Source organism: Streptomyces sp. NPDC047085, from assembly GCF_040643735.1.
Classification (GTDB): Bacteria; Actinomycetota; Actinomycetes; order Streptomycetales; family Streptomycetaceae; genus Streptomyces.
This window is the reverse complement of record NZ_JBEYUW010000006.1, coordinates 243,666-264,774: the sequence shown is the minus strand read 5'-3', so window position 1 is coordinate 264,774 and position 21,109 is coordinate 243,666. Positions and strand designations below refer to the sequence as shown.

Below are 21,109 nucleotides of genomic sequence, written 5' to 3'. Positions count from 1 at the left end.
GCGGACCGGGACCGCCGGCGGCCCTCACTCGTACGGGTGCACCGGGCCGGGCCATCCGTGGCATACCGGGGGCTGCGTCGTTCGGCAGCAGTGTGACCTTTGCAACGTGACGTGAATGAGAGGGGGCGAACGGGCAACGTTCCCCTTCATGCCCCACGCGTACCTCCTGCGGCAGGTGATCGGATGAGTACGGCGACGACCCGGGAGACCCGGACGCCGCCCACACGGACAGGCGCGGCCCCGACCCCGGCCACGTCCAGATCCTCCCCGTCCGCCGCGGCGCCGTCCCTGCCGTCCCTCACCGGACTGCGGTGGATGGCGGCACTTCTCGTCTTCGGCCTGCACGTCAACAACTTCGGCTACTTCGGCGGCTACGCCGGCCACCTGGTCTTCTGGGGATTCGGGGCAGGCGCCACGGGCGTCTCGTTCTTCTTCGTGCTCTCCGGCTTCGTGCTGACGTGGTCCGCCCGGCCGCACGACCGCGCGCTCGGCTTCTGGCGGCGGCGCATCGCGCGGATCTACCCGGTGCACCTGGTGACGCTCGGGGTCGCGTTCCTCATGGCGTACACGCTGGCCCGTCAGCCGAAGCCGACGCCCTCACAGACACTGGCGAACGCTCTGCTGCTGCATTCCTGGTGGCACCCCTGGTGGCAGACCCTGAACCCGGTCAGCTGGTCGCTGGCCTGCGAGGCGTTCTTCTACGCCGCCTTCCCGCTGCTCTTCCTGCTGCTGCGCCGGCTCGGCGCCCGGGGCACGGTCGCGCTCGGCGCCCTGGCGGTGGTGTCGGTGCTGGTCCTGGCCCGGGCGGACGCCCACCACTGGACGAGCGAGTCGCTGTACTCCCTGCCCGCCGCCCGGCTGCCCGAGTTCGTCCTCGGCGCGGTGACGGCGCGGCTGGTGCTGCTCGGCCGGTGGCGCGGGCCCGGACTGGAGGCGTCGCTGGCGCTGGCCATCATCGGCTACTTCCTCGTCCCCCAGGTCACCCCGGGCTATCCGGCCACCGTCTGCACCCTCGCCGGGTTCACGGTGCTCATCCCCGCGGCGGCCGTGGCGGACCTGAAGGGGCTGCCCTCGCTGTGGCGGCACCGGCGGATGGTGCGGCTGGGGGAACTGTCGTTCGCCTTCTACATGATCCATCTGCTGGTCCTGCGCGCGGGCACCAACCTGCTCGGCAGCAAACCGCACTTCGGCATCCTGGCCGGCCTGGCGGTCACCACCGCCGCCTTCACCCTCTCCCTCGCGCTCTCCTGGGTCCTGTACGAGGCGGTCGAACGCCCGGCCAGACGCCTGCTCCTGCGCCGCCGCGGCCGCTCCCGCTCCGCCCCGGAACGCGAGCCGGTGCCGTCCACCCGAGAGGCGTCGAGCGCCGCACGGGACTGAACGGGCCGTTCTCCGAACAGCCGTGCGCCGGTCCCCACGCGTGGGAACCGGCGCACGGGCCGCTGTCAGCCGCTGTTGATGCAGGTGTTGCCGCTGGTCGGGTTCAGCAGCGCGAGGAGGAGGTTGAGCGAGTTGCCGCAGGCGTTGACCGGGATGTCGACCGGGATCTGGATCACGTCGCCGGAGAGGACGCCCGGGCTGTTGCCCGTCACGCCGACCGTCGGGTCGGGGTCCGCCGCGTGGGCTGCCGTGGCACCCGTCAGGGCCAGGGTACCGGCGAGAACGGCGGTCGTAGCAAAGCTGCGCATACGCATGAGTTGCCTCACTAGTAGACGATGGAACGCTTCCATCTGACCGGCACCCCGCCCCGGGCGCCTGCCCTGCTACGCCGTTCGGGGCGCCATGGGAACCGCTACGGGAACTGGGTCACCTTGGAGGGGACCGTGTCCGTGCCCGACGTGGGGGCGCCGGTGTTGTTGACGACGTGGGCGTACTGGCCCTTGCCGCCGAGGGAGATCACCAGCAGGTCGTGCATCCTGATGCCTGCCGTGGCCGGCACCTGGAAGCCGTGGGCCTGCACGATCGACGGGTCGGCCGTGTAGTTGCAGTAGCTGCCCAGGCCCCATGCCTCGTGGGCGGTGACGGAGTCGGCGACCTTGTAGGCCGCGTAGCCGACGATGCCGTCGTGGGTGATGGCGGCGGCGTTCGGGGCGTCGTACGCCTTCTCGTTCTGGAAGAAGATCGTCCGGCCGCGTTCGCCGTTCCAGTACACGTCGTACTTGTTGAAGTGTTCGACGAACAGGCCTGTGGCAAGTACGTCGTTGCCGTTGACCCGCAGGCCGTAGTCGGCGCGGTTGGTGTCCCAGCCGACGCCGCTGCCGTGGTCGGCGCGCCAGATCCAGGTGTGGTCGACGATGACGTTGTTGCTGTCGACCACCACGGAGTTGGTGGCGAGGCCGGGTCCGGCGCCGCCGATGCGGATGAACACGTCCTGCATGGTGGTGGGGTTGGCGGAGTGATCGGCGATGGCGCCGGGGGTGCCGATCCGCAGGAGCGTGTCGGAGTTGACCGGGCCCGCGTCGATCAGGAAGCCGGCCAGCCTGACGCCGTCGACGTCGGCCACGTGCATCGCGTCGACGCCGTTGTCCGGGACGAGGGTGGCGAGCCCGAGGCCGAGGACGACGGTGTTCGCGCGGGTGACGTCGATGGTCTGGTCGAGGTGGTAGACGCCCGGGGTGAAGAGGAGGTCGAGGCCCTGGGCGAGGGCCTGGTTGATGGTGGCGGCGGTGGCGCCCGGCTTGACGACGTAGAACTGGTCGAGCGGGATCGAGGTGCCCGCGTTCGCCGGCCAGGAGACTCCGCGGACGTTGGTGCGCTTGGCCGGGACGAACACCTTGTAGGCGGAGCCGTCCAGATACAGGAACGGCTTCTCGCGTGAGACCGGTGTCGTGTCCAGGGTGGTGTACGGGCCGCTGTCGAAGTTGGTCGCGGGTGCGCCCTGGACGCCGGAGAACGTCATGTTCCAGACGCCGTTGGTCCAGCCGCCGACCGAGCTGTCGCGAGTGTACCACTGCTGCTGGGAGTACGGGCCGACCGTGCCGTCGATCTTCGAGTCCGCGATGTAGCCGCCGGAGGCCCAGCCGTAGCCGTTCGGGGCGAGGTTGAGGCCGCCCTGGACGTGGATGCGGCGGAACGGGGCCGCCTGGGCGACCGCCCAGCGGTCCGTGCCGTTGGACGGCTTGATGGCCAGGTTCTCCGCCGAACGCCAGAAGTTCTGGGTGGCGTTGCCGTTGAACCAGCCCGCGTCGACGGTGATGTCGCCGTTGATCTGCGTGTCGTCGGGGTTCGGGCCGAGGCCGGAGATCGAGGTGTAGAAGCCGATCTGGGCGTTGATCCCGTTGTAGGTGCCCGGCTTGAGCAGGAACTGGTAGCGGCCGGTGCCGAACTGGCTCGACTCCTGCTGGGCGAAGACGTCGTCGAACTTCTGCTGCAGGTTGGGCGTCGACGGGTCGACGACGATGACGTTCGGGCCGAGGTCGCCGCCGCCCTGGACGGGCGGGACGCCGGTGGAGCCGGTGTGCACGGCGACCTCCCACAGGGAGTAGCCGTAGCCGGTGCCGCGCGCGGTGCCGTACACGCGGACGTAGCGGCCCGACCCGCTGACGTCGTACGAGGCGGTGCCGCCGGTCGCGCCCGTGACGCTCTTGAGCGTGCTCCAGTTCTGGCCATCGGTGGAGGCCTGGATCTGGAAGTCCTTGCCGTACGCCGTCTCCCAGTTCAGGTCGACCTTGCACAGGCTCTGGACCGAGCCCAGGTCGACCCTCACCCACTGCGGGTCCGAGGCCTGGCTGGACCAGCGGGTCGCGGTGTCGCCGTCGAAGGCGGCGGAGGCCGGGGTGCCTGCGTTCTCGGTGGAGGAGGCGGCGGCGGGCCTGCCCTGGGCGGCGTTCGCGGTGCCGCAGGCGGGCTGGGTGCCGCTCGCCGTGCCGAAGACCTGGAACTCCCAGAGGGAGTAGCCCCATTGAGTGGCGCGGTGCACGCCGAGCATCCGCACGTAGCGGCCCTGGCCGGAGACGTCGAGCGTGTCGACGCCGCCGTCGGAGCCGGTGACGGACCTCAGGTCGGTCCAGGTGGTGCCGTCCTTCGATATCTGGACCTTGTAGTCCTTGCCGTAGGCGGTCTCCCAGTTCAGCACCACCTGGGTGACCGTGGCCGTCGCGCCCAGGTCGACCTGGAGCCACTGGTCGTCGCCGGCGGCCGAGGACCAGCGGGTCCCGGTGTCGCCGTCGACGGCCTTGGCGGCAGTGGTGCCGCCGTTCTCCTCGGAGGACGCGGTGGCCGTCTTCCCCTGGGACAGCGGGGTGTCGGCCGCGACGGCCGGTGGCTGGTTGGCGGGCAGGGCGATCAGCGCGGCGGTGGCGGCCAGCGCGATGCCCAGGGATCTCAGTCTCATTCCGGCGGCTCCCTGCGGGTGTGGGGTCACGCAACCAAGCAACCAAGCCCATGGCTTAGTTCATGCTTTGATTTAAGTGATGAGCCAAGCCGGCGGCAAGCCTTCGGAAGCCAAATGATTCAACTGATGTCTCAACTGCCGTGTGGCAACTGCCCCTTGATCATGCTCAGCAGCGCGCCGTGCGTCTCGTCGTCGGCGGCCACGATCAGCCCGCCCGCGCCGGTGTGCAGAGGCTGGCCGTGGATGCCGGTCACCACGCAGCCGGCGGCCCGGCACAGGGCGATCCCGGCCGCGAAGTGCACACTGTCGCGCAGGTCGCCGTCGGTGACGTACGCGGCGCGCCGGCCGGCGGCCACCCAGGCGACCGCGAGCGTCGTGGACACCACCCGGGGCCGGAACCGCTGCGCGAAGCCGGGGTCGGCCAGGAGCCGGACCGCCCGGAAGCCGGGTGCGTTCGGGAAGGGCGGATCGAGGTTGACGTCCACCAGCCGGGACTCCGGCGTGGGCGCCAACTCCTCGTCCCCGTAAGCGTCCTCGTCCGCGTCCCCGTAAGCGTCCTCGTCCGCGCTCCCGTGCATGTTGCGAACCCGGGCCCGGTCGCCGTCGGTCCAGAACACCTCGCCGCTGAACGGGTCGGCCGTCGCGGCCGCCGTGATCTCGTCGCCCACGCGCAGGGCCACGTTCACGCCCACCAGCATGTTCCGTACCGCGTAGTTGAGGGTGCCGCACAGCGGGTCGACCAGCCAGCGCCGGTGGGCCCCCGCGGCCCCGGTGCTGCCGCTCTCCTCGCCCGTGACGGCGTCGTCGGGCCGCGCACCGCGCAGCACCTCGACGATGGCCGTCTCGGCGGCGAGGTCCGCCGCCGTCGCGAAGTCACCGGCCGACTTCTCGAACCGCGGGAGGGATGCCCCGTACATCGCGCGCACCACCTCGGCGCCCGCCCGCGCCGCCCTCAGGGCCAGTTGGGCGTCGGACTCCCGGTTCTCCGCGTTGTCGATCACCATGCGAGCAGGATAGGCACCGGGCCCGCCGGGCGGCGGGCCCGGGTCCGGTCATGGCCTGGCGGCCTGCCCGGTCGGGGTGAGGGACAGGGTCTGCTCGGCCGCGGTGCGGCCGCCGCCGACCGAACTGCCGCTGGAGTCGGTCCAGTTGCGGGGCACTGTGGTCTCGGCGCGCCGGGTCGAGGTCCCGGACAGGGCGAGGACGAGGCCGCTGTAGCGGTTGACCAGGCGGTAGGAGTGGTCGCCGCCCGCGTTCGGGATCAGGAACCACTGCTGGCCGACGGCCGGTCCGCCGGACGGTGCCGCGGTGACGGTCGGCCGGGCGCCCCAGGCTCGGCCGGCGGTGGAGCCGGAGTCGACACCCAGCAGGCGGCCGGTCGCGGCGTTGGCGAGGGTGAAGGCGCCGTCGCCCGTGGGGGTGAAGACCCAGGACTCGCGGAGCGAGCCGGTGGAGGCGGCGACGGACGTCGTCGCGGAGCCGCCGGAGGCCTGGGCCAGAACCCTGCCGGCGCCACTGGCGATGCGGTAGCGGCGGCCGCTGTCCACGGGCGGCGCGGCGGGCGCGGCCGTGTCGATGGTGACGTCGACGTACTCGCCCGAGGCGTCGTGGTGGCAGCCGAAGGCGCAGTACGAGCGGAAGGTCCTGCCGACGACGGCGGAGCTGGTGCGGTTGGCGCTGTCGAGGAACCAGCGGTACCAGGAGGCGTTCGTGTAGGCGCCGGTGTCGCCGATGAGGTGCCACTGCTGGGAGGCCAGATCGTCGGTGGCGTAGAAGTACTGCGACGAGTTGCCGCTCTGGTCGACGGCCTGCGGTTCGCCGATGTACAGGCCGAGGTAGGCGTCGTAGGCGATGTTCATGACGAACAGCGGGGAGGTCGGGGGCATCTTCCCGGCCGCGATCTGCTCGGCGGCGGTGCCGGTGTTCGCCGGGTCGTACTCGGCGGAGGCGGGGGTGTAGCCGGTGGGGTGGTCGGTGTCGACGGGCACGATGTTGCTCTCCCGGCCGCCGGTGCCGGGCTGGGACCAGGAGCCGTCGTACCACTTGCGCCAGGAGCCGGGCGCCATCTTGGCGGAGATCGGGGCGCGGGCCACGTGCTCGTAGAAGGCCTTCCAGCCGCCCTTCTTGTCCACGATCCGGGAGCCGTAATAGGCGTAGAAGTAGCCGGAGGCGGTGTCCACGAAGAGGCGCTGGTCGCCGTCGCCGTAGGAGTACGTCTGGTTCGGGAAGGCCGTCGTGTCCCCGCGCTCGGTGCTGTACGGGGACGTGAGGACGTGGTCCTCGATGGTCCAGGTGCGGCCGCGGTCGGTGGAGACGGCGTAGTCGATGGCGTCGTAGTGCAGCCCGTCGCCGAAGGGCTGCGGGGTGAACTCGTTGTGCACCAGGCCGTACCAGTCGCCGGTGTCGGGGTCGATCCAGACGCCGGACAGGTCGCAGTAGTTCTTCTGCGCGTAGCCCGAGCCTGCCGGGGCGTACGTCGCCTCACGGCCGGTGGGGCTGTTGTTGCACCGCCAGGTGGTGTCGTCGTTGCGGTCGGCGCTGTTCGCGGGGTTGACCGCGGTGCTCAGCTTCTTGTCGAAGGCGGCGGTGTCGAAGTCCTTGCCGGTGTAGAAGTCCCAGGTGCGGGGGTCCTTGGCGCCGTAGAGCGCGGCGGACTGCTGGTAGTGGAAGGTGCCGTCGCGGTCGACGTAGGGGGTGGCGGGGGTGTCCGTGGGGTGGGCGAAGGGCACCGGCGTCCCCACGGTCACGCTGTACGTCGCGGCGGCGCCGGGGGCGGACGCGGACGCCGGGACCGCCGTGCCGCCGCCCAGGACCAGGGCGACGGCCGTGGCCACGGCGCCGCCCGCTCTGCTCAAGAGTCGCACGAGTGCTCCTTGTTGCCGAAGGGCCGGTTGCACCGGAACGATCCGGGCCCGGCGGTCACGTCGGCAATGGACTCCCATGCGCCGCCTCTTGCACTTTCGCGGCGGCGCGCCCCTCAGGCCTCCGGATCGCGTTCCTCGACGAGCGGTGTTTCCCAGTCCAGTTGACGGATCAGCGTGTCGTCCTCGCGTGAGGCGCCCGGGGCGGTGGAACCGGTGCGTGACGGGGTGTGGGTGCCGCGGGAGATGGCGCCGCTGACGGTGATGTTGAGTTCGACGCGGGGGCGGCGGTGCTGTTCGTAGCGGGCGAACGCGGACCGCGGATCGGGGGTGTCGCGCAGGGCCTTGGCGAGGACGACGGCGTCCTCGAGCGCCATCGAGGCGCCCTGACCGGTCGCCGGGGAGGCCGCGTGCGCCGCGTCGCCGACGAGGAGGACGCGGCCCGTGTGCCAGGGGATGCCGAGCGGCATCTCGGTCGCGTTGGTGACCATGACCCGGTCGGCGCAGGCCGCGACGATGTCCGCGGCGGGCGCGGCGTCCTTGCGCAGCAGCGGGAGCAGTTCGTCGCGCCGTTCGGCGGCCGTGCCGTGGTCCGGGCCGCCGGCGGGCAGCGGGTCACCCAGGACGCGGGCGAACCAGTACGTCTCCCCCGCCGGCGAGACCGCGTACCCGAAGGCGGCCTCGGTGCCCCGCACCATGGTGATGGCGCCGGTGCCCTCGGCCGCGACGTCCCCGTCCGTGTAGCCGTAGTAGACGCGCTGGCCGGCGTACCGGGGCTGCGTGGTGGGTGCGACGGTGAGCCGGCGCACGGTCGAGTTCAAGCCGTCGGCGCCGATCAGGAGGTCTCCGGTGGCAGTGGTGCCGTCGGAGAAATGCGCGGTGACGCCGTCGGGGCCGTCGGCCACGGACACCAGGCGGGTGCCGTGGCGCAGGGGTACGCCGCGCCGGACCGTCTCCGCCTGCAGCGCCGCGTTCAGCTCGCCGCGGCGCAGACAGCGGTAGCGCAGGGCGGGGTCGCCCGCGCCGGCGAGCGGTGCGCGCGTGACCTCTGCGCCCTGGCTGTCGAGCAGGCGCAGGGAAATCAGCGGAAAACCGACGGCCGCGACGGTGTCCGTGGCGTCCAACTGCGCCAGGGCGCGCATGCCGTTGGTCGCCAGGGTCAGGAAGGCGCCGAGATCCTCGGCGGTGTCGGGGTGCGCCTCGAACACGGCGACGTCGTGGCCGCCCTTGTGCAGGCCCAGCGCGACCGCCGTGCCCGCGATACCGCCGCCGATCACCAGGATGCGTGCCATCGGTCCACCCCACCGTTCCGTCGCGTTGACTCGGCAGACGTACGGCATGCGGGGCGCGGCGGGCAACCCGAGGCACCACATTCGGCCGCGTCTCAGGGGAGCTGCGGCCGTCGGCGCGCCGCGATCGGTTTCTCCGGCGTGCGCGCGCCGGACACGCGGAACGGGTGACCCCGGAGGTGCCGGGGTCACCCGTTCGCGGGGCCGCGGGAGGCTCAGTCGAGGTCGCGCAGCTTGATGGCGTAGATGCCCCGGCCGTGGGAGGCCGCGTACAGGGTGCCGCGACTCGGGCTGGTCTTGAGCTGGAGCACGGCGACGGCCGGAAGGTCGCCGACGCGCTGCCAGGTCGTGCGGCCCGGCGCGCGGTAGACGACGCCGAGGTCGGTGGCGACGGCGAGGCCGCCGTCCGCCGTCACGAGCGCGGAGTTCGTCGGCACGTCGGGCAGGTTCGCCGAGATGTCCTTCCAGGTGGTGCCGCCGTCCCTGGACTCGAAGACGTGGCCGACGCCCGCGCCGGGACCCTCGGTCCAGTGCCGGGAGAAGCCGTTGACCGCGAGGAAGACGTGGTCGGCGTTCTTCGGGTCGACGGCGAAGCCGCTGAGGTAGCGGTTGGGCACGGTCCCGTCGACCGGCAGGGCGATGTCGTGCCAGCCGGTGCCGTCCGCGTTGCCGACGGCGATGCCCCGGGCGAAGCCCTGGTTGTTGCACGGTCCGCACCAGGCGGCGTAGATCTTCCCGCCCGAGGCCGCCACGGCTGTCGCGACGCGTCCGGCGCCGAAGTCGTGCACGGCGGTCCACTCGGAGCCGCTGCGGATGGCGTAACCGTGGGTCTGCACCCAGACGTGGCGCCCGCCGGCGATCCAGGTGGAGGCGTTCTTCTGGTCGGCCGCGAGCGGGGCGATGAAGCGGGCCTCGCCGGTGGCGTTGTCGGCCGGGGCGACCCCGTACGACGTGGCCTTGGCCGGGTCGGTGATCCAACTGCCGTCGTTGACCGCGCAGTTCTGGGTGACCTGGATGGCGAGGTAGACGTACTCCTCGGCGATGTTGCAGCCGTTGGCGGGGTCGGTGAGGGTGTCGCCGCCGTCACCGCCGAAGTTGGAGCCCATCACCTTGTCGTCGCTGCGCAGGACGGACTGGCCGTTGTCCTGGAGGCCGCCGGTGACGGTCAGGCCGCCGTGGTCGAGGTCCTTGCCGATGCCGACGGAGTAGTACTGCAGGGTGTCGATCGTGCCGTCGTTGAGGGAGGTCCAGTCGGTGGCGTGGCCGTCGGCGTCCTGGGCGCCGTGGACCGGGCGCTTGTAGACACCGCCGTCGTTGCCGACGTACACCCAGCTCTTGCCGTGGTAGCGGCCGATGGCGACACCGTGCTGGTCGGAGTGCGTGGTCGCGTTGCAGTCGCCGCTCTGCTTGGCCGGGTCGATGCTCCAGCAGGAGAAGCCGAAGTTCCAGTACGGACCGACGGTGGACCAGGTGCTGCCGCCGTCCTTGGTCTCGTAGACCTCTTCGAGGCCGGCGTAGACGTGCCGCGGGTCGCTCGGGTCGACGGTGAGGAACTGGTTGTACCAGGCCTGGACGCCGGGCATGTAACCGGGCGAGGTCAGCGCCGAGTTGTCGGCGGCCAGGCCCTTGTAGTCGGCGATCTTCGTCCAGGGGCCGGTCGGCGAGCCGGACGTGGAGACGAAGATGCCCTCCAGGCCGCTGTCCGGATTGGTATTGAGCTGCTCCGGGGACTGGTCGATGGCGTAGTAGCGGGAGCCGTCGGCGGAGCGGGCGAAGGTGACGTTGCCGACGCCGTCGGCGTCGGCCGGGAGGTCGCCGAGGCCGCTGGTGATCCGCGTCCAGACGCCGCGGACCTTCGTGAAGAAGCCGTTGTAGTCGTCACCGCTGCGCCAGCCGACGGCGAGGACCACCTTGGAGGGGTCCTTGGGGTCGATGGCGATGTCGTTGGTGATGTTCTTGTACGGGGCGGCCGGGTCGCCCGCCTTCGAACCACCGCGCAGATAGTCGGGGTTGGGGGCGTACTCCAGCTTCCAGGCGCCGCTCAGCCGCTTGGTGGAGTGGCTCCACACGCCCTCGCTGGTGGCCGCCCACACCTTGCCGCCGCCGAAGCGCAGCTGGTGGATGGTGGTGCTCTCCAGCTCGTCGCCGCCGACCCGGCGGTGCGGGGAGAACGTGCCCTCGTGCGGGTCGGGCAGGACGTACACGCCGCTGCCGAGGTAGGCGTCCGCGTTGGTGGTGGCCTCGCCGGTGCCGAGCCACAGCCGGCCCGATCCGTCGACGGCGAGGGCGCCGGTGGACTGGGCGGGCAGCCGGTCGCTGATGGGCCTCCAGTGGCCGCCTCCGCTGCGCGAGCGCCACACGCCGCCACCGGCGCTGCCCGCGTAGACATAGCCGTCGTCGTCGGCCGCGATGGCCGCCATACGACCGGTGACGTTGCCGGAGCCGCCACTGGAGTTGGAGTCGATGTCGCGGTAGCGCGCGTCGTCGGAGTTGTACGGCAGACCGGTGACGTGACGCCAACTGCCCTTCGTGGAGGGCAAGTTCCGCAGGTCGCGCCAGGCGGCGCCGTACGCGCCGGGGGCGACCACACCGGGTGAGGTGCGGGCCTCGGCGTACTGGTCGGCGCCCTCGGCGATCTCGTCCGCCTCGCCGCCGTCGTCGTCCTTCGCCTGGAGATGCGGGGACATGGCGCCTACCGACTGCTGGCGCTCCTTGGCGAGTTGGCCGAGGGTACGGACTCCGAACGGGCCGGCGCCGCCGCGGCCGGAGGCGGCGGACGGGGGTATCGCGATGAGTGCGGCGGACGCGGTGATCGCGCAGACGGTGAACCACCGTCTTCTGCGGGTTGGCACGGACACCAAGGACCTCCCGGATGGGGATCGACACTGCCGACGCAGGAGACCCGATCACGGGAAGGCGGGAACGTCCGCCGCTTGGCTAAATCTTTGACGAGAACCTGCCACTGAGGGAGATCCGGCCCGTCAACTGCCCGCTTCGGCCGGTGATTTTGCGGCGTCCGGCACGGCCGAACGGCCCCGGCTGCGCACCTCCCCCACCGTCCTCAGCAGCCGGTCGGCCGGCTCGCGCAGCCGGGGGTGGGCCAGGACCGTGTTGCGCGGACCGCGCACGGGCCGGCGCCACAGCCGCTGTACCACGGCCACGGGGTGGGTGCGGGCGGCGAAGCCCTCGCCGGCGCGCAGTTCGCGGGTCTTGAGCCAGTCCTTGTACTCCTTGTCGAAACCAGGCGGCGAGGACCGTGCCGGAGCGCGGGCCGAAGTGGGCGGCGACCGGGCGGTCACCCGCGTACAGCACGGACAGCACGCCGGTGAAGTGCTCCTCGCGGACGTGGAACAGGTGGTCCACGAGGTCCACGATCCAGGGCCGCGCGAACCGGTCCATGCGTCCCGTCCTGCGGTACTGGGCGGACTTCCACCGCATGAGGGTGCGCAGGGCGCCGGACTTCGCTCGTCGAACTCGAACCGCACCTCACCGATGTCCCGCCCGAGCCGGCGCTCCTTCTTCAGCGTCGTCTTGGCCAGCCCCGGGTAGGCGCCGCGCAGCCACTTGGCGTAGGTGCCGTCGCCGGGTTTCACGTCGATGACCGGTGAGGCGAAGGTGCCGGTGACGTGCGGGACGAACGGCCGCTGCTCCTGCACGAGATGATCGAACTCGAAGATGCCGAGCCCGCAGGCCCGCAGCAGTTCCTGCGTGTCCCAGGTGACGCCGGGCTGCGCGACTGCTGACGGTCAGTCGCGACGGGTCAAACGTCGCGAAACACCACGCAGGCTGTTAAGGGTGCCCGGGGCGACCGATGACCGGCCATGGGTCCCCGGGCACGGGTGCGGAGTGGGGACGACTGGAGGGGCTGCCCCATCACTCCGTGCCGGCCGCCAAGTCCTGCGTCCCGATGACCGACAGCAGCTCCAGCTGTGCGGCGCCCTCGGTGCCGGGCGGGGCACTGAACCACAGCAGGCGCTGGCGGCCGTCCTCGCTGAACAGGCTGTGGCAGTCCAGCTCGATGACGCCGAGCAGGGGATGGACGATCCGCTTGTGGTCGGTCCGGCGCAGGGCCACGTCCCGCTGCTCCCAGAGTGCGGCGAACTCCTCGCTGCGGCGGCGCAGCGTGGCGACCATGCGGGTGAGTTCGGGGTCCCTGGCCCGCCGGGCCGCCACCGCCTGCAGGTCGGCGACGAAGACCCGCGAGTGGTGCGGATGGTCCTCGACCGGGTAGAGGTCACGGGCGCCGGGGTCGGTGAACCAGCGGTAGACGAAGCTCGCCTCGGGTCCCCGGGTGGCCGGGGCCGGGCCGACCAGCGCCACGGCAAGAGGGTTCTGGGCGAGGTTCTCGTGCAGGTCGTTGATGATCTGGGCCGGGGTGGTGGTGAGCCGGTCCAGCAGCCCGAGCAGGGCGGGCTGGGCGTGCACCGCGGTGCCGTGAGCGGCCGGCCCGGGGCGGTCGGCGAGGTGGAAGAGGTGGTCGCGTTCGTCGCCGCTCAGCCGCAGCGCACGGCCGAGCGCGACCAGGACCTGCGCGGAGGGCTGGGCGCCCCGGCCGCGCTCCAGCTCGGTGTAGTAGTCGGCGGAGAGCCCGGCCAGCTGGGCGACCTCCTCGCGCCTGAGGCCCGGCACCCGGCGGCGGGGCCCGGTGGGCAGGCCGACGTCGGCGGGGCGGACCCGGTCGCGGCGGGACTTCAGGAAGGCGGCGAGCTCGGCATGGTTCACGTCCCCATGGTCACTCCCGCGGCGGCCCGGAGCCAGGGGTTGCCGACCCCAGGGTGAGCCGAGCCGTGGCTGGCACGGGACAAGCCGCGCAGGCTGGAGACACGAGCAGAACCGGCCCCTCCAGCATCAGGAGTTCCCATGTCAACGCAGGAAACCTCGGCACCGCAGGAAACCTCGGCACCGCGGGAAACCGCGGCACCTCGCGTCGCCATCGTCACCGGCGGCTCCCGCGGTATCGGGCGCGAGACGGTGACCCGGCTCGCCGCCGACGGCTACGCCGTCGTGGTCGGGTACGCGGGAAACCGCGACGCGGCCGAGGCCGCCGTCAAGGACGTCACCGCGGCGGGCGGCCGCGCGATCGCCGTCCGCGCCGACGTCGCCGACGAGACGCAGGTCGCCGAGCTGTTCGAGACCGCCGCCCGCGAGTTCGGCGGAGTCGACGTCGTGGTCCACGCGGCCGGCCGCATGTACCTCGCGCCGATCGCCGAGCTGGACCTGGCGCAGCTGGACGCGCTGCACCGCACCAACATCCGCGGCACGTTCGTGGTCGCCCGGCAGGCGGCCCGGACGCTGCGCCGGGGCGGCTCGTTCATCGCCTTCTCCACCTCCGTGGTGGGCCTGTCCTTCCCCTCCTACGGCGCCTACAGCGCCAGCAAGGGCGCGGTCGAGGCGATGATCATGATCCTGGCCCGGGAGCTGCGCGGCCGGGACGTCAGCGTGAACGCCGTCGCTCCCGGGCCCACGGCCACCGATCTGTTCCTGGACGGCAAGGACGAGGAGACCATCGCCAAGCTGGCCGCCCAGCCCCCGCTGGAGCGGCTCGGCACGCCCGCCGACATCGCCGGGGTGGTCGCCTTCCTCGCCTCCCCGGCCGGCCACTGGGTCAACGGCCAGGTCGTGCGCGCCAACGGCGGAATCGTCTGACAGCTCCCCGTCTCTCCTCGGCGCCTACTCGCCCCCGCGCCTCCCCGTCTCCCCGTACTCCGCGTTCTCACCTCACTCCCCGTACTCCCCGTACTCCCAAGAGGAATCATGCCCACCGACATACCCCGGACCGTCCTGGTCACCGGCGCCTCCAGCGGTTTCGGCGCGCTGACCGTGCGCGCGCTCGCCGACGCCGGTCACACCGTCTACGCGGGCATCCGGCAGACGGCCACCCGCAACGCACCCGCCGTGGCCGAGCTCGACCGGTACGCGGCCGAGCACGGCGTGGCCCTGCGCGCGGTCGAGCTCGACGTCACCTCCCAGGACTCCGCCGACACGGCCGTGGCCGAGATCCTGGCCGCCGAGGGCCGCCTGGACGTGCTGGTCCACAACGCGGGCCACATGGTCAGCGGACCCGCCGAGGCGTTCACCCCCGAGCAGCTCGCCGACCTGTACGACGTCAACGTGCTCGGCGCCCAGCGTGTCAACCGGGCCGCGCTGCCCCACCTGCGGGAGCGGGGCGAGGGACTGCTGGTGTGGATCGGCAGCTCCAGCACCCGGGGCGGCTGTCCGCCGTTCCTGGCACCGTACTTCGCCGCGAAGGCCGCGATGGACGCGCTGGCGGTGAGTTACGCCGCCGAGCTGATCCGGTTCGGCATCGACACCGCGATCGTCGTCCCGGGAGCGTTCACCTCTGGCACCAACCACTTCGCGCACGCGGGCACGCCCGCCGACACCGACCGGGCCGCCGCCTACGACGAGCGCTACGGCACGCTGCTCGCCGGCCTCGACAAGAGGCTCGCGGCGCTGATCCCGCCGGACGCGGACGTGGCGCAGGTCGCCGAGACGGTCGTACGCCTGGTGGACCTGCCCGCCGGCAGCCGGCCGCTGCGCACTCACGTCGACCCCAGCCGGGACGGCAGCGAGGTGGTCTCGGCGGTCGCCGACCGCGTCCGCGCCGACTTCTTCCGCCGTGCCGGACTCGAGGATCTGCTCACCGCGGGCAGCTCGCTCTGACATCGCCCTGACACACCGTCAAGCAAGGAGAATCATCATGCCGTTCGCCAACTTCAAGGTCCCCGCCGGAAGCCTGGACGAGAAGCAGAAGGAGTTGATCGTCACCCGTACCACCGAGCTGTACGTCGAGATCTACGGCGAGCGCGCCCGCGCCGCCACGATGGTGCTGGTCGAGGAGGTCGCCGACGGCGGCTGGGGCATCGGGGGCGACGTACTGACCCTGGCCATGATCCAGGACTCGTCCGAGGACTGACTGGCGCGCTCCGCCCGGCGGCACCACAGTGGATCACCGTCCGCGGACCACCGCAGCACGGCATCGCGGCATCACAGCCAATCACGGCACCCACGAAAGGCGGTACGCCATGTCCTCCTCCGAGCCGGTCGTCCCGAAGCCCGGTGATCTGCTGGCCGCCATGCCGTTCGCGGCCGGGCTGGGCATCGAACTGCACGAGGCCACGGGCGAGCGTGCCGTCGGGAGCCTGGCCTGGTCCCGGGACCTGTGCACGGCGGGCGGTGCGCTGCACGGCGGAGTGATGATGGCGCTGGCGGACAGCGTCGGCGCGGTGTGCGCCTACCTCAACCTGCCCGAGGGGGCGTCCGGTACGTCGACGGTGGAGTCCAAGACGAACTTCCTGCGGGCTGTCACCTCCGGGCACGTGCACGCCACGGCCCGCCCGCTGCACCTCGGCGGCACCCTCCTGGTGGTGCAGACCGATCTGCGCGACGACCGGGACCGGCTGGTCGGGCAGACCACGCAGACCCAGATCGTGCTCAGGAGGAACACCGACTGAGCGTCAACCACACGAAGGCCGGCCCCACGAGACGCGAGGGGCCGGCCTTCGTCGTGCCGGGCCGTCAGCCGGACCGCGCCCGACCGCCATCCGTACGGCGCTATTGACATGAACCTGCTTCAACCCTGAGGCTTCGTGCGTGAAGTTGCTCGAATGACGCTCATTTCGAGCGCTTACGAGCAGACATCGCAAGAACAGTCAGTCCGCGTTGGTGCGAGGGGAGCTGTTCCGCCGTGCGAAGACTCCGACATCGTGTGCCGTGGCCCGCCTGGGTTCCGCTGGGGCTGGCGACGGCCCTGGCCGGGACCGTGCTCGCCGCCCCGGCGCCCGCCGCCGCCGACACAGCGGCCGGCGCCGTGCTCGACCCCGGTCACGCGAGCGTCAGCTGGCAGAGCCCGGTCTACGCCAAGGGCACCCTCGGTGGCACCGAGAGCTGTCCCGCCGCCTCCGACGACCCCGTGAACAAGGTCTGCGACCGCTTCGACCTGACCGTCTCGGTGCCCGACGGCTACTGGGACGACAACCCCGAGGGCGGCGTCCCACTCTCCATCACCTGGGAGCGGCCCGCCGACGACTTCGACCTGTACGTCTTCGACGACCACGGCAAGCAGGTGGCCTCCAGCGCCGGTACCGCCGACCCCGAGGCCACGGTGATCCCGCGGGCGTCCGGGACGTACCACGTGGTGGTCGTGCCGTACGACGTGCACGACAACTCCTTCACGGGCACCGCGTATCTGCCCGCGACCACGGACGCCGGCGATCTCACGTCCTTCTCCGGCGGCGACGGGAGCTACCGGATCGAGGCGGGCGGACTCACCGCCCGTGCCGACTTCCTGACGGGAGGTCAACTCCGTCTGCAAGCTGACCCGTCGGGCTCGCTGAGCGACCCGGCGGGCACCGCGATCGTGCGCGAGCAGCCCGCGCTCCAGCGGCGCACCTCGTCCTTCGACGCGGGCGACTACTACGGCATCCGGTCCCCCGAGGCCGTCCTGCGCGTGTACAAGAAGCCGCTCCGCTTCGGGCTGTACAAGCCCGACAACCGCACCCGGATCTGGCAGGAGGCCAAGCCCCTGCGCTGGTCCACCGGGGGCATGCGGCAGAGCCTCACCCGGGGTACGGACGAGCAGTTCTTCGGCGGCGGCGAGCAGAACGGCAGCTTCTCGCACCGAGGGCGGACGATGTACGTGGCCAACAGCTTCGACTGGAACGAGGGCGGCTACAACAACTCCCAGCCGTTCTACCTCTCCAGCGCGGGCTACGGCGTCTTCCGCAACACCTTCGCGCCCGGCGTGTACACCTTCGGCCAACCGGTCACCACGGGCCAGCAGGAACGGCGCCTGGACGCCTACTACTTCCTCGGTGACGCCAAGCAAGTCATCGGCGCACACACCGCGTTGGCGGGCAGGCCCTTCATGCCGCCGGTGTACGGGCTCGAACCCGGCGACTCCGACTGCTATCTGCACAACGCCAACCGGGGCGAGCGGCACACCCTGGACGCGCTGAAGATCGCCGACGGCTACACCGAGCACCAGATGCCGCTCGGCTGGATGCTGGTCAACGACGGCTACGGCTGCGGGTACGAGAACCTGGAGCAGACCGCCAAGGGCCTGCAGGACCACCACGCCCAGCTCGGCCTGTGGACCCAGGACGGCATCGACAAGCTCGCCGACCAGGTCAGGGCGGGCCAGCGGGTGGCGAAGCTGGACGTGGCCTGGGTGGGCAACGGCTACAAGTTCGCGCTGGACGCCTGCGACGCGGCCAAGAAGGGGATCGAGGACAACAGCGACGCGCGCGGGTTCGTGTGGCTGCCCGTGTCCTGGGCGGGCGCCCAGCGCTGCGGGGTGCTGTGGAGCGGCGACCAGAAGCTGTCCTGGGACTACATCCGCTGGCAGATCCCGACGTACGCCGGGGCGACGATGTCCGGCATCGCCTACAACACCGGTGACGTGGGCAGCATCTACCGTCACGACGCGAAGATGTACGCCCGCGACCTGCAGTGGAAGGCGTTCCTGCCGGCCATCATGACCATGGACGGCTGGGCCTCCGACCTCACGACCAAGAAGCCCGCCGACCAGCAGCCCTGGCTGGACGGGGAGCCGTACACCTCCGTCAACCGCAAGTACCTTCAGCTGAAGGAGCGGTTGCTGCCGTACATGTACACGCTGTCGGCGCAGGCAGCGAAGACGGGTGTGGGCGCGGTGCGTCCGCTGTGGCTGGAGTACCCGGACGACCCGGACACGCTGGGTGCGCAGGCGCAATACGAGTTCCTGTCCGGGCCGGACTTCCTCGTCGCGCCCGTGTACCAGGACTCGGACACCCGTGACGGCATCTATCTGCCGAAGGGCACCTGGACCGACTACTGGACGGGGCGCACCTACCAGGGGCCGACCACCCTGAACGGGTACCACGCGCCGCTGGACACGCTCCCGCTGTTCGTGCGCGCGGGCGCGATCGTTCCCATGTGGCCGAAGGGGACGACCAGTTGGCAGACCCGGGACCGGCACGAGCTGGACTGGGACCTGTACCCGTCGGCCCACGGCACCAGCCACTACACGCTCTACGAGGACGACGGCGTAACGCGTGACTTCGCCAGGGGCGCGGCCGCCACCCAGCGGGTCTCGGTGCGCTCCGACGCCAAGGGGACGACCGTCTCGGTCGGAGCGAGCGCGGGTGACTACGCGGGCAAGGTGGACGCGCGGTCGTACCGGTTCACCGTGCACGGGGACTCCGCGCCGGCGCGGGTGTTCCTCGACGGACGTCAACTCCCAGACTCCGTCTGGTCGTACGACGCGGACACCCGGGTCACGACGGTCACCACGCCGAGCCTCCCGCTCGTCCGGGGGTTCGCTCTGCGCCTCATGTAAGGACAGGTGGGTAAAGAAATCGCATGGTCTAGTCCAAAGCGAGATTTGGACTAGACCAACCCATTGACGTGAGCGCGACAGCTCCCGGAGGCTGGGGCAACTCCCCCACCCCACACCTCTGGAGGCCGTCAGTGAGACGTCTGCACGCATGTCTGAGCGCGGCGGCGGCCGTGACCCTCGCCGCCGCGGGCACGACCGCGCTCGTCGCGACCAGCGCCTCGGGCGCGACCACCGCGCTCAGCAACCGCTGGTACGCCGCCGCCCCGTATCTGATGCCGCTGGACAACGACCCGCCGGACGCGGGCGCCATCATGGACGCCACCGGACTCAAGGCCTTCCAGCTGGCCTTCGTCCTCGCCCCCAACGGAGGCGGCTGCTCGCCCACTTGGGGCGGCACCGCCCCGGTCTCCTCGGACACCGCCGTCCAGTCGGTGATCAACTCCATCCGCGCCAAGGGCGGTGACGTCTCCGTCTCCATCGGCGGCTACGGCGGCACGAAGCTGGGCCAGGCCTGCTCGGACGCGGCGTCCACGGCGGCCGCGTACCAGCAGGTCATCACCAAGTACGGCCTGCACGCGATCGACTTCGACCTGGAGGAGCCGGAGTACGAGAGCGCGGCGGCCATCAAGAACGAGATCGGCGCCGCGAAGATCCTCCAGCAGAACAACCCGGGCCTGTACGTGTCCGTGACCACGGCCGGCACGGCGGACGGCACCGGCTGGTTCGGCAAGCAGATGCTGCTGGAGGCCAAGTCGCAGGGGTTCACCCCGAACAACTTCTCCATCATGCCCTTCGACGGCGGGTTCAACGGGGCGGCGAGCCAGACCAGCGCGCTGACCAACTTCAACTCGATCCTGCAGTCCACGTTCGGCTGGGACCAGGCCACGGCCTACGCCCACGAGGGCTTCTCCGGGATGAACGGGCGCAGCGACACCGGCGAGTACTTCAGCCAGGCCGACTTCCAGACCGTGCTGGACTACGCGACCAGTCACAACATGGACCGGTTCACGTTCTGGTCCCTGAACCGCGACCGCCAGTGCACGCCGGCCGACAACGGCGGCCGTACGTCCGGGACCTGCTCCAGCGTGGCCCAGAACTCCTGGGACTTCGCGAAGTACTCGGTGAAGTTCGCGGGCGCCACCCCGCCCACCTCCACGCCCTCGCCGACCCCCACCCCGACCCCGACGCCGACTCCGCCGGGCACCGGCTGCAAGACGCCCTGGAGTGCGACGACGGTGTACACGAACGGGAACGAGGTCTCGTACAACCACCACAACTGGAAGGCCAAGTGGTGGACCCAGAACGAGGCACCCAGCGGCGCGGAGTGGGGCCCCTGGCAGGACGAGGGCGCCTGCTGACCTCTTGACGTGTCTGGTTCAGGCCTCTAGCTTCACGGGTCACCGAACGACCAAGGACGCGTTCAGCGTTCACAGTGCTGAACGTCGAACGCTGAACGCGTCCTTCTGGCGGAAGGGACCCCCACATGACCCGTTCCCGGCTTCTCGCGGCGATGACCGCCGCGGGCCTCGCCCTCGCCCTCACCGCCCTCGGCGGCAGCGCGGACGCGGCCGACCCGCATGTCGCGCCCGGCGGCAACTTCGACCTGTCGGTCTGGCAGCTCCAGGAGCCCATCGGCTCCCCCGGCTCCCCGACCACCATCCCCTCGTCCCGGCTGCGGGGCGCGAACGGCTACCAGGACGCGTACTTCTACACCGACACCCGGGACGGCGCGATGACGTTCTGGGCGCCCGAGAAGGGCGTGACCACACCCAACTCGAACTACGCCCGCTCCGAGCTGCGCGAGATGAACCGCGACGGCAGCGCCGCCGACTGGCCGCTCGGCGGCTCGCACCGGTTGAGCGCGACCCTGCGCGTGGTCTCGGTGACCAAGAACGTGTGCGTCGGCCAGATCCACCTCGGCTCCGGCGGCTCCTCCACCAAGCCGCTGCTGGAGCTGTACTACCACGCGAACGGCGACATCGTGCTCGGCACCGAGAACTCGCCGTCCGGCGGGCAGACCCCGCACGACGTGGGCCACGTGTCCGTCGGCAAGACGTGGAGCTACACCATCGCCGTGACCGGCGGGAACACCATCGAACTCACCGTCAACGGCAGCACCACGCGTTACCCCATCCCCTCGTCGTTCAAACCGTACAAGCAGTACTTCAAGGCCGGCTCCTACAACCAGTCCTCCTCCGACAGCACCACGAAGGGAGCCCGCGTCGCGTTCTACAAGCTGACCGTCTCGCACGGCTGACACGCGGCGCGACCTGCGCGACTGGTGGATCCGGGCGGACGGTCGTAGCGT

General features: G+C 71.2%; 14 protein-coding genes and 2 pseudogenes. 8 read left to right on the top strand and 8 right to left on the bottom strand.

Features of this window, described 5'->3' with window-relative positions; translation table 11 throughout:
- The first annotated feature begins 183 nt into the window (after positions 1 to 183).
- Positions 184 to 1,380 (top strand): acyltransferase, encoded by a 1,197-nt coding sequence (locus tag ABZ865_RS22445; protein WP_361232928.1) that lies wholly within the window; start codon positions 184 to 186, stop codon positions 1,378 to 1,380.
- A gap of 65 nt (positions 1,381 to 1,445) precedes the next feature.
- On the opposite strand, the gene ABZ865_RS22440 is transcribed toward ABZ865_RS22445, so the two are convergent.
- From ABZ865_RS22440 to ABZ865_RS22405, 8 genes and pseudogenes are all read right to left on the bottom strand, one after another.
- Positions 1,446 to 1,694: a chaplin gene (locus tag ABZ865_RS22440; protein ID WP_361232925.1), complete on the bottom strand. Its 249-nt coding sequence runs from the start codon at positions 1,692 to 1,694 to the stop codon at positions 1,446 to 1,448.
- Positions 1,695 to 1,792: 98 nt separating this feature from the next.
- A complete protein-coding gene (locus tag ABZ865_RS22435; RefSeq protein ID WP_361232922.1) occupies positions 1,793 to 4,333 on the bottom strand; it encodes a discoidin domain-containing protein in 2,541 nt (846 codons plus the stop codon).
- Between the two features lie 131 nt (positions 4,334 to 4,464).
- Complete coding sequence (locus tag ABZ865_RS22430) at positions 4,465 to 5,337, bottom strand: inositol monophosphatase family protein (protein ID WP_361232919.1); 873 nt, start codon at positions 5,335 to 5,337, stop codon at positions 4,465 to 4,467.
- Between the two features lie 48 nt (positions 5,338 to 5,385).
- Entirely contained in the window at positions 5,386 to 7,197 is a 1,812-nt protein-coding gene (locus ABZ865_RS22425) for an RICIN domain-containing protein (RefSeq protein ID WP_361232916.1), read from the bottom strand.
- A gap of 113 nt (positions 7,198 to 7,310) precedes the next feature.
- Positions 7,311 to 8,486: an NAD(P)/FAD-dependent oxidoreductase gene (locus ABZ865_RS22420; RefSeq protein WP_361232913.1), complete on the bottom strand. Its 1,176-nt coding sequence runs from the start codon at positions 8,484 to 8,486 to the stop codon at positions 7,311 to 7,313.
- A gap of 212 nt (positions 8,487 to 8,698) precedes the next feature.
- On the bottom strand, positions 8,699 to 11,341 hold the full coding sequence (locus tag ABZ865_RS22415; protein WP_361232911.1) for a glycosyl hydrolase: 2,643 nt from the start codon (positions 11,339 to 11,341) through the stop codon (positions 8,699 to 8,701).
- A gap of 123 nt (positions 11,342 to 11,464) precedes the next feature.
- A pseudogene (locus ABZ865_RS22410) lies at positions 11,465 to 12,214 on the bottom strand (GNAT family N-acetyltransferase); the annotation flags it as partial.
- Between the two features lie 142 nt (positions 12,215 to 12,356).
- Positions 12,357 to 13,205, bottom strand: a complete 849-nt coding sequence (locus ABZ865_RS22405) for a helix-turn-helix transcriptional regulator (protein WP_361232908.1) — start codon at positions 13,203 to 13,205, stop codon at positions 12,357 to 12,359.
- A gap of 138 nt (positions 13,206 to 13,343) precedes the next feature.
- On the opposite strand from ABZ865_RS22405, the gene ABZ865_RS22400 reads away from it, so the two are divergent.
- The 7 genes and pseudogenes from ABZ865_RS22400 to ABZ865_RS22370 all read left to right on the top strand — a co-directional run bounded on the left by ABZ865_RS22400 (position 13,344) and on the right by ABZ865_RS22370 (position 21,058).
- On the top strand, positions 13,344 to 14,129 hold the full coding sequence (locus ABZ865_RS22400; RefSeq protein WP_361232905.1) for an SDR family oxidoreductase: 786 nt from the start codon (positions 13,344 to 13,346) through the stop codon (positions 14,127 to 14,129).
- Between the two features lie 108 nt (positions 14,130 to 14,237).
- Positions 14,238 to 15,146 carry an SDR family oxidoreductase gene (locus ABZ865_RS22395; protein WP_361232902.1) on the top strand — a complete coding sequence of 303 codons (909 nt, stop codon included), beginning with the start codon at positions 14,238 to 14,240 and terminating at the stop codon, positions 15,144 to 15,146.
- A 37-nt stretch (positions 15,147 to 15,183) separates the two neighbouring features.
- Positions 15,184 to 15,399: a 4-oxalocrotonate tautomerase family protein gene (locus ABZ865_RS22390; protein ID WP_361232900.1), complete on the top strand. Its 216-nt coding sequence runs from the start codon at positions 15,184 to 15,186 to the stop codon at positions 15,397 to 15,399.
- 109 nt (positions 15,400 to 15,508) lie between these two features.
- Positions 15,509 to 15,937, top strand: a complete 429-nt coding sequence (locus tag ABZ865_RS22385) for a PaaI family thioesterase (protein ID WP_361232897.1) — start codon at positions 15,509 to 15,511, stop codon at positions 15,935 to 15,937.
- A 701-nt stretch (positions 15,938 to 16,638) separates the two neighbouring features.
- Positions 16,639 to 18,705: pseudogene (locus tag ABZ865_RS22380) on the top strand (TIM-barrel domain-containing protein); the annotation flags it as partial.
- A gap of 227 nt (positions 18,706 to 18,932) precedes the next feature.
- The gene (locus ABZ865_RS22375; protein ID WP_361232894.1) at positions 18,933 to 20,159 is read left to right on the top strand and encodes a chitinase; all 1,227 of its coding nucleotides are present in this window, start codon (positions 18,933 to 18,935) and stop codon (positions 20,157 to 20,159) included.
- Positions 20,160 to 20,284: 125 nt separating this feature from the next.
- Positions 20,285 to 21,058 carry a polysaccharide lyase family 7 protein gene (locus tag ABZ865_RS22370; RefSeq protein ID WP_361232891.1) on the top strand — a complete coding sequence of 258 codons (774 nt, stop codon included), beginning with the start codon at positions 20,285 to 20,287 and terminating at the stop codon, positions 21,056 to 21,058.
- Positions 21,059 to 21,109 lie beyond the last annotated feature (51 nt).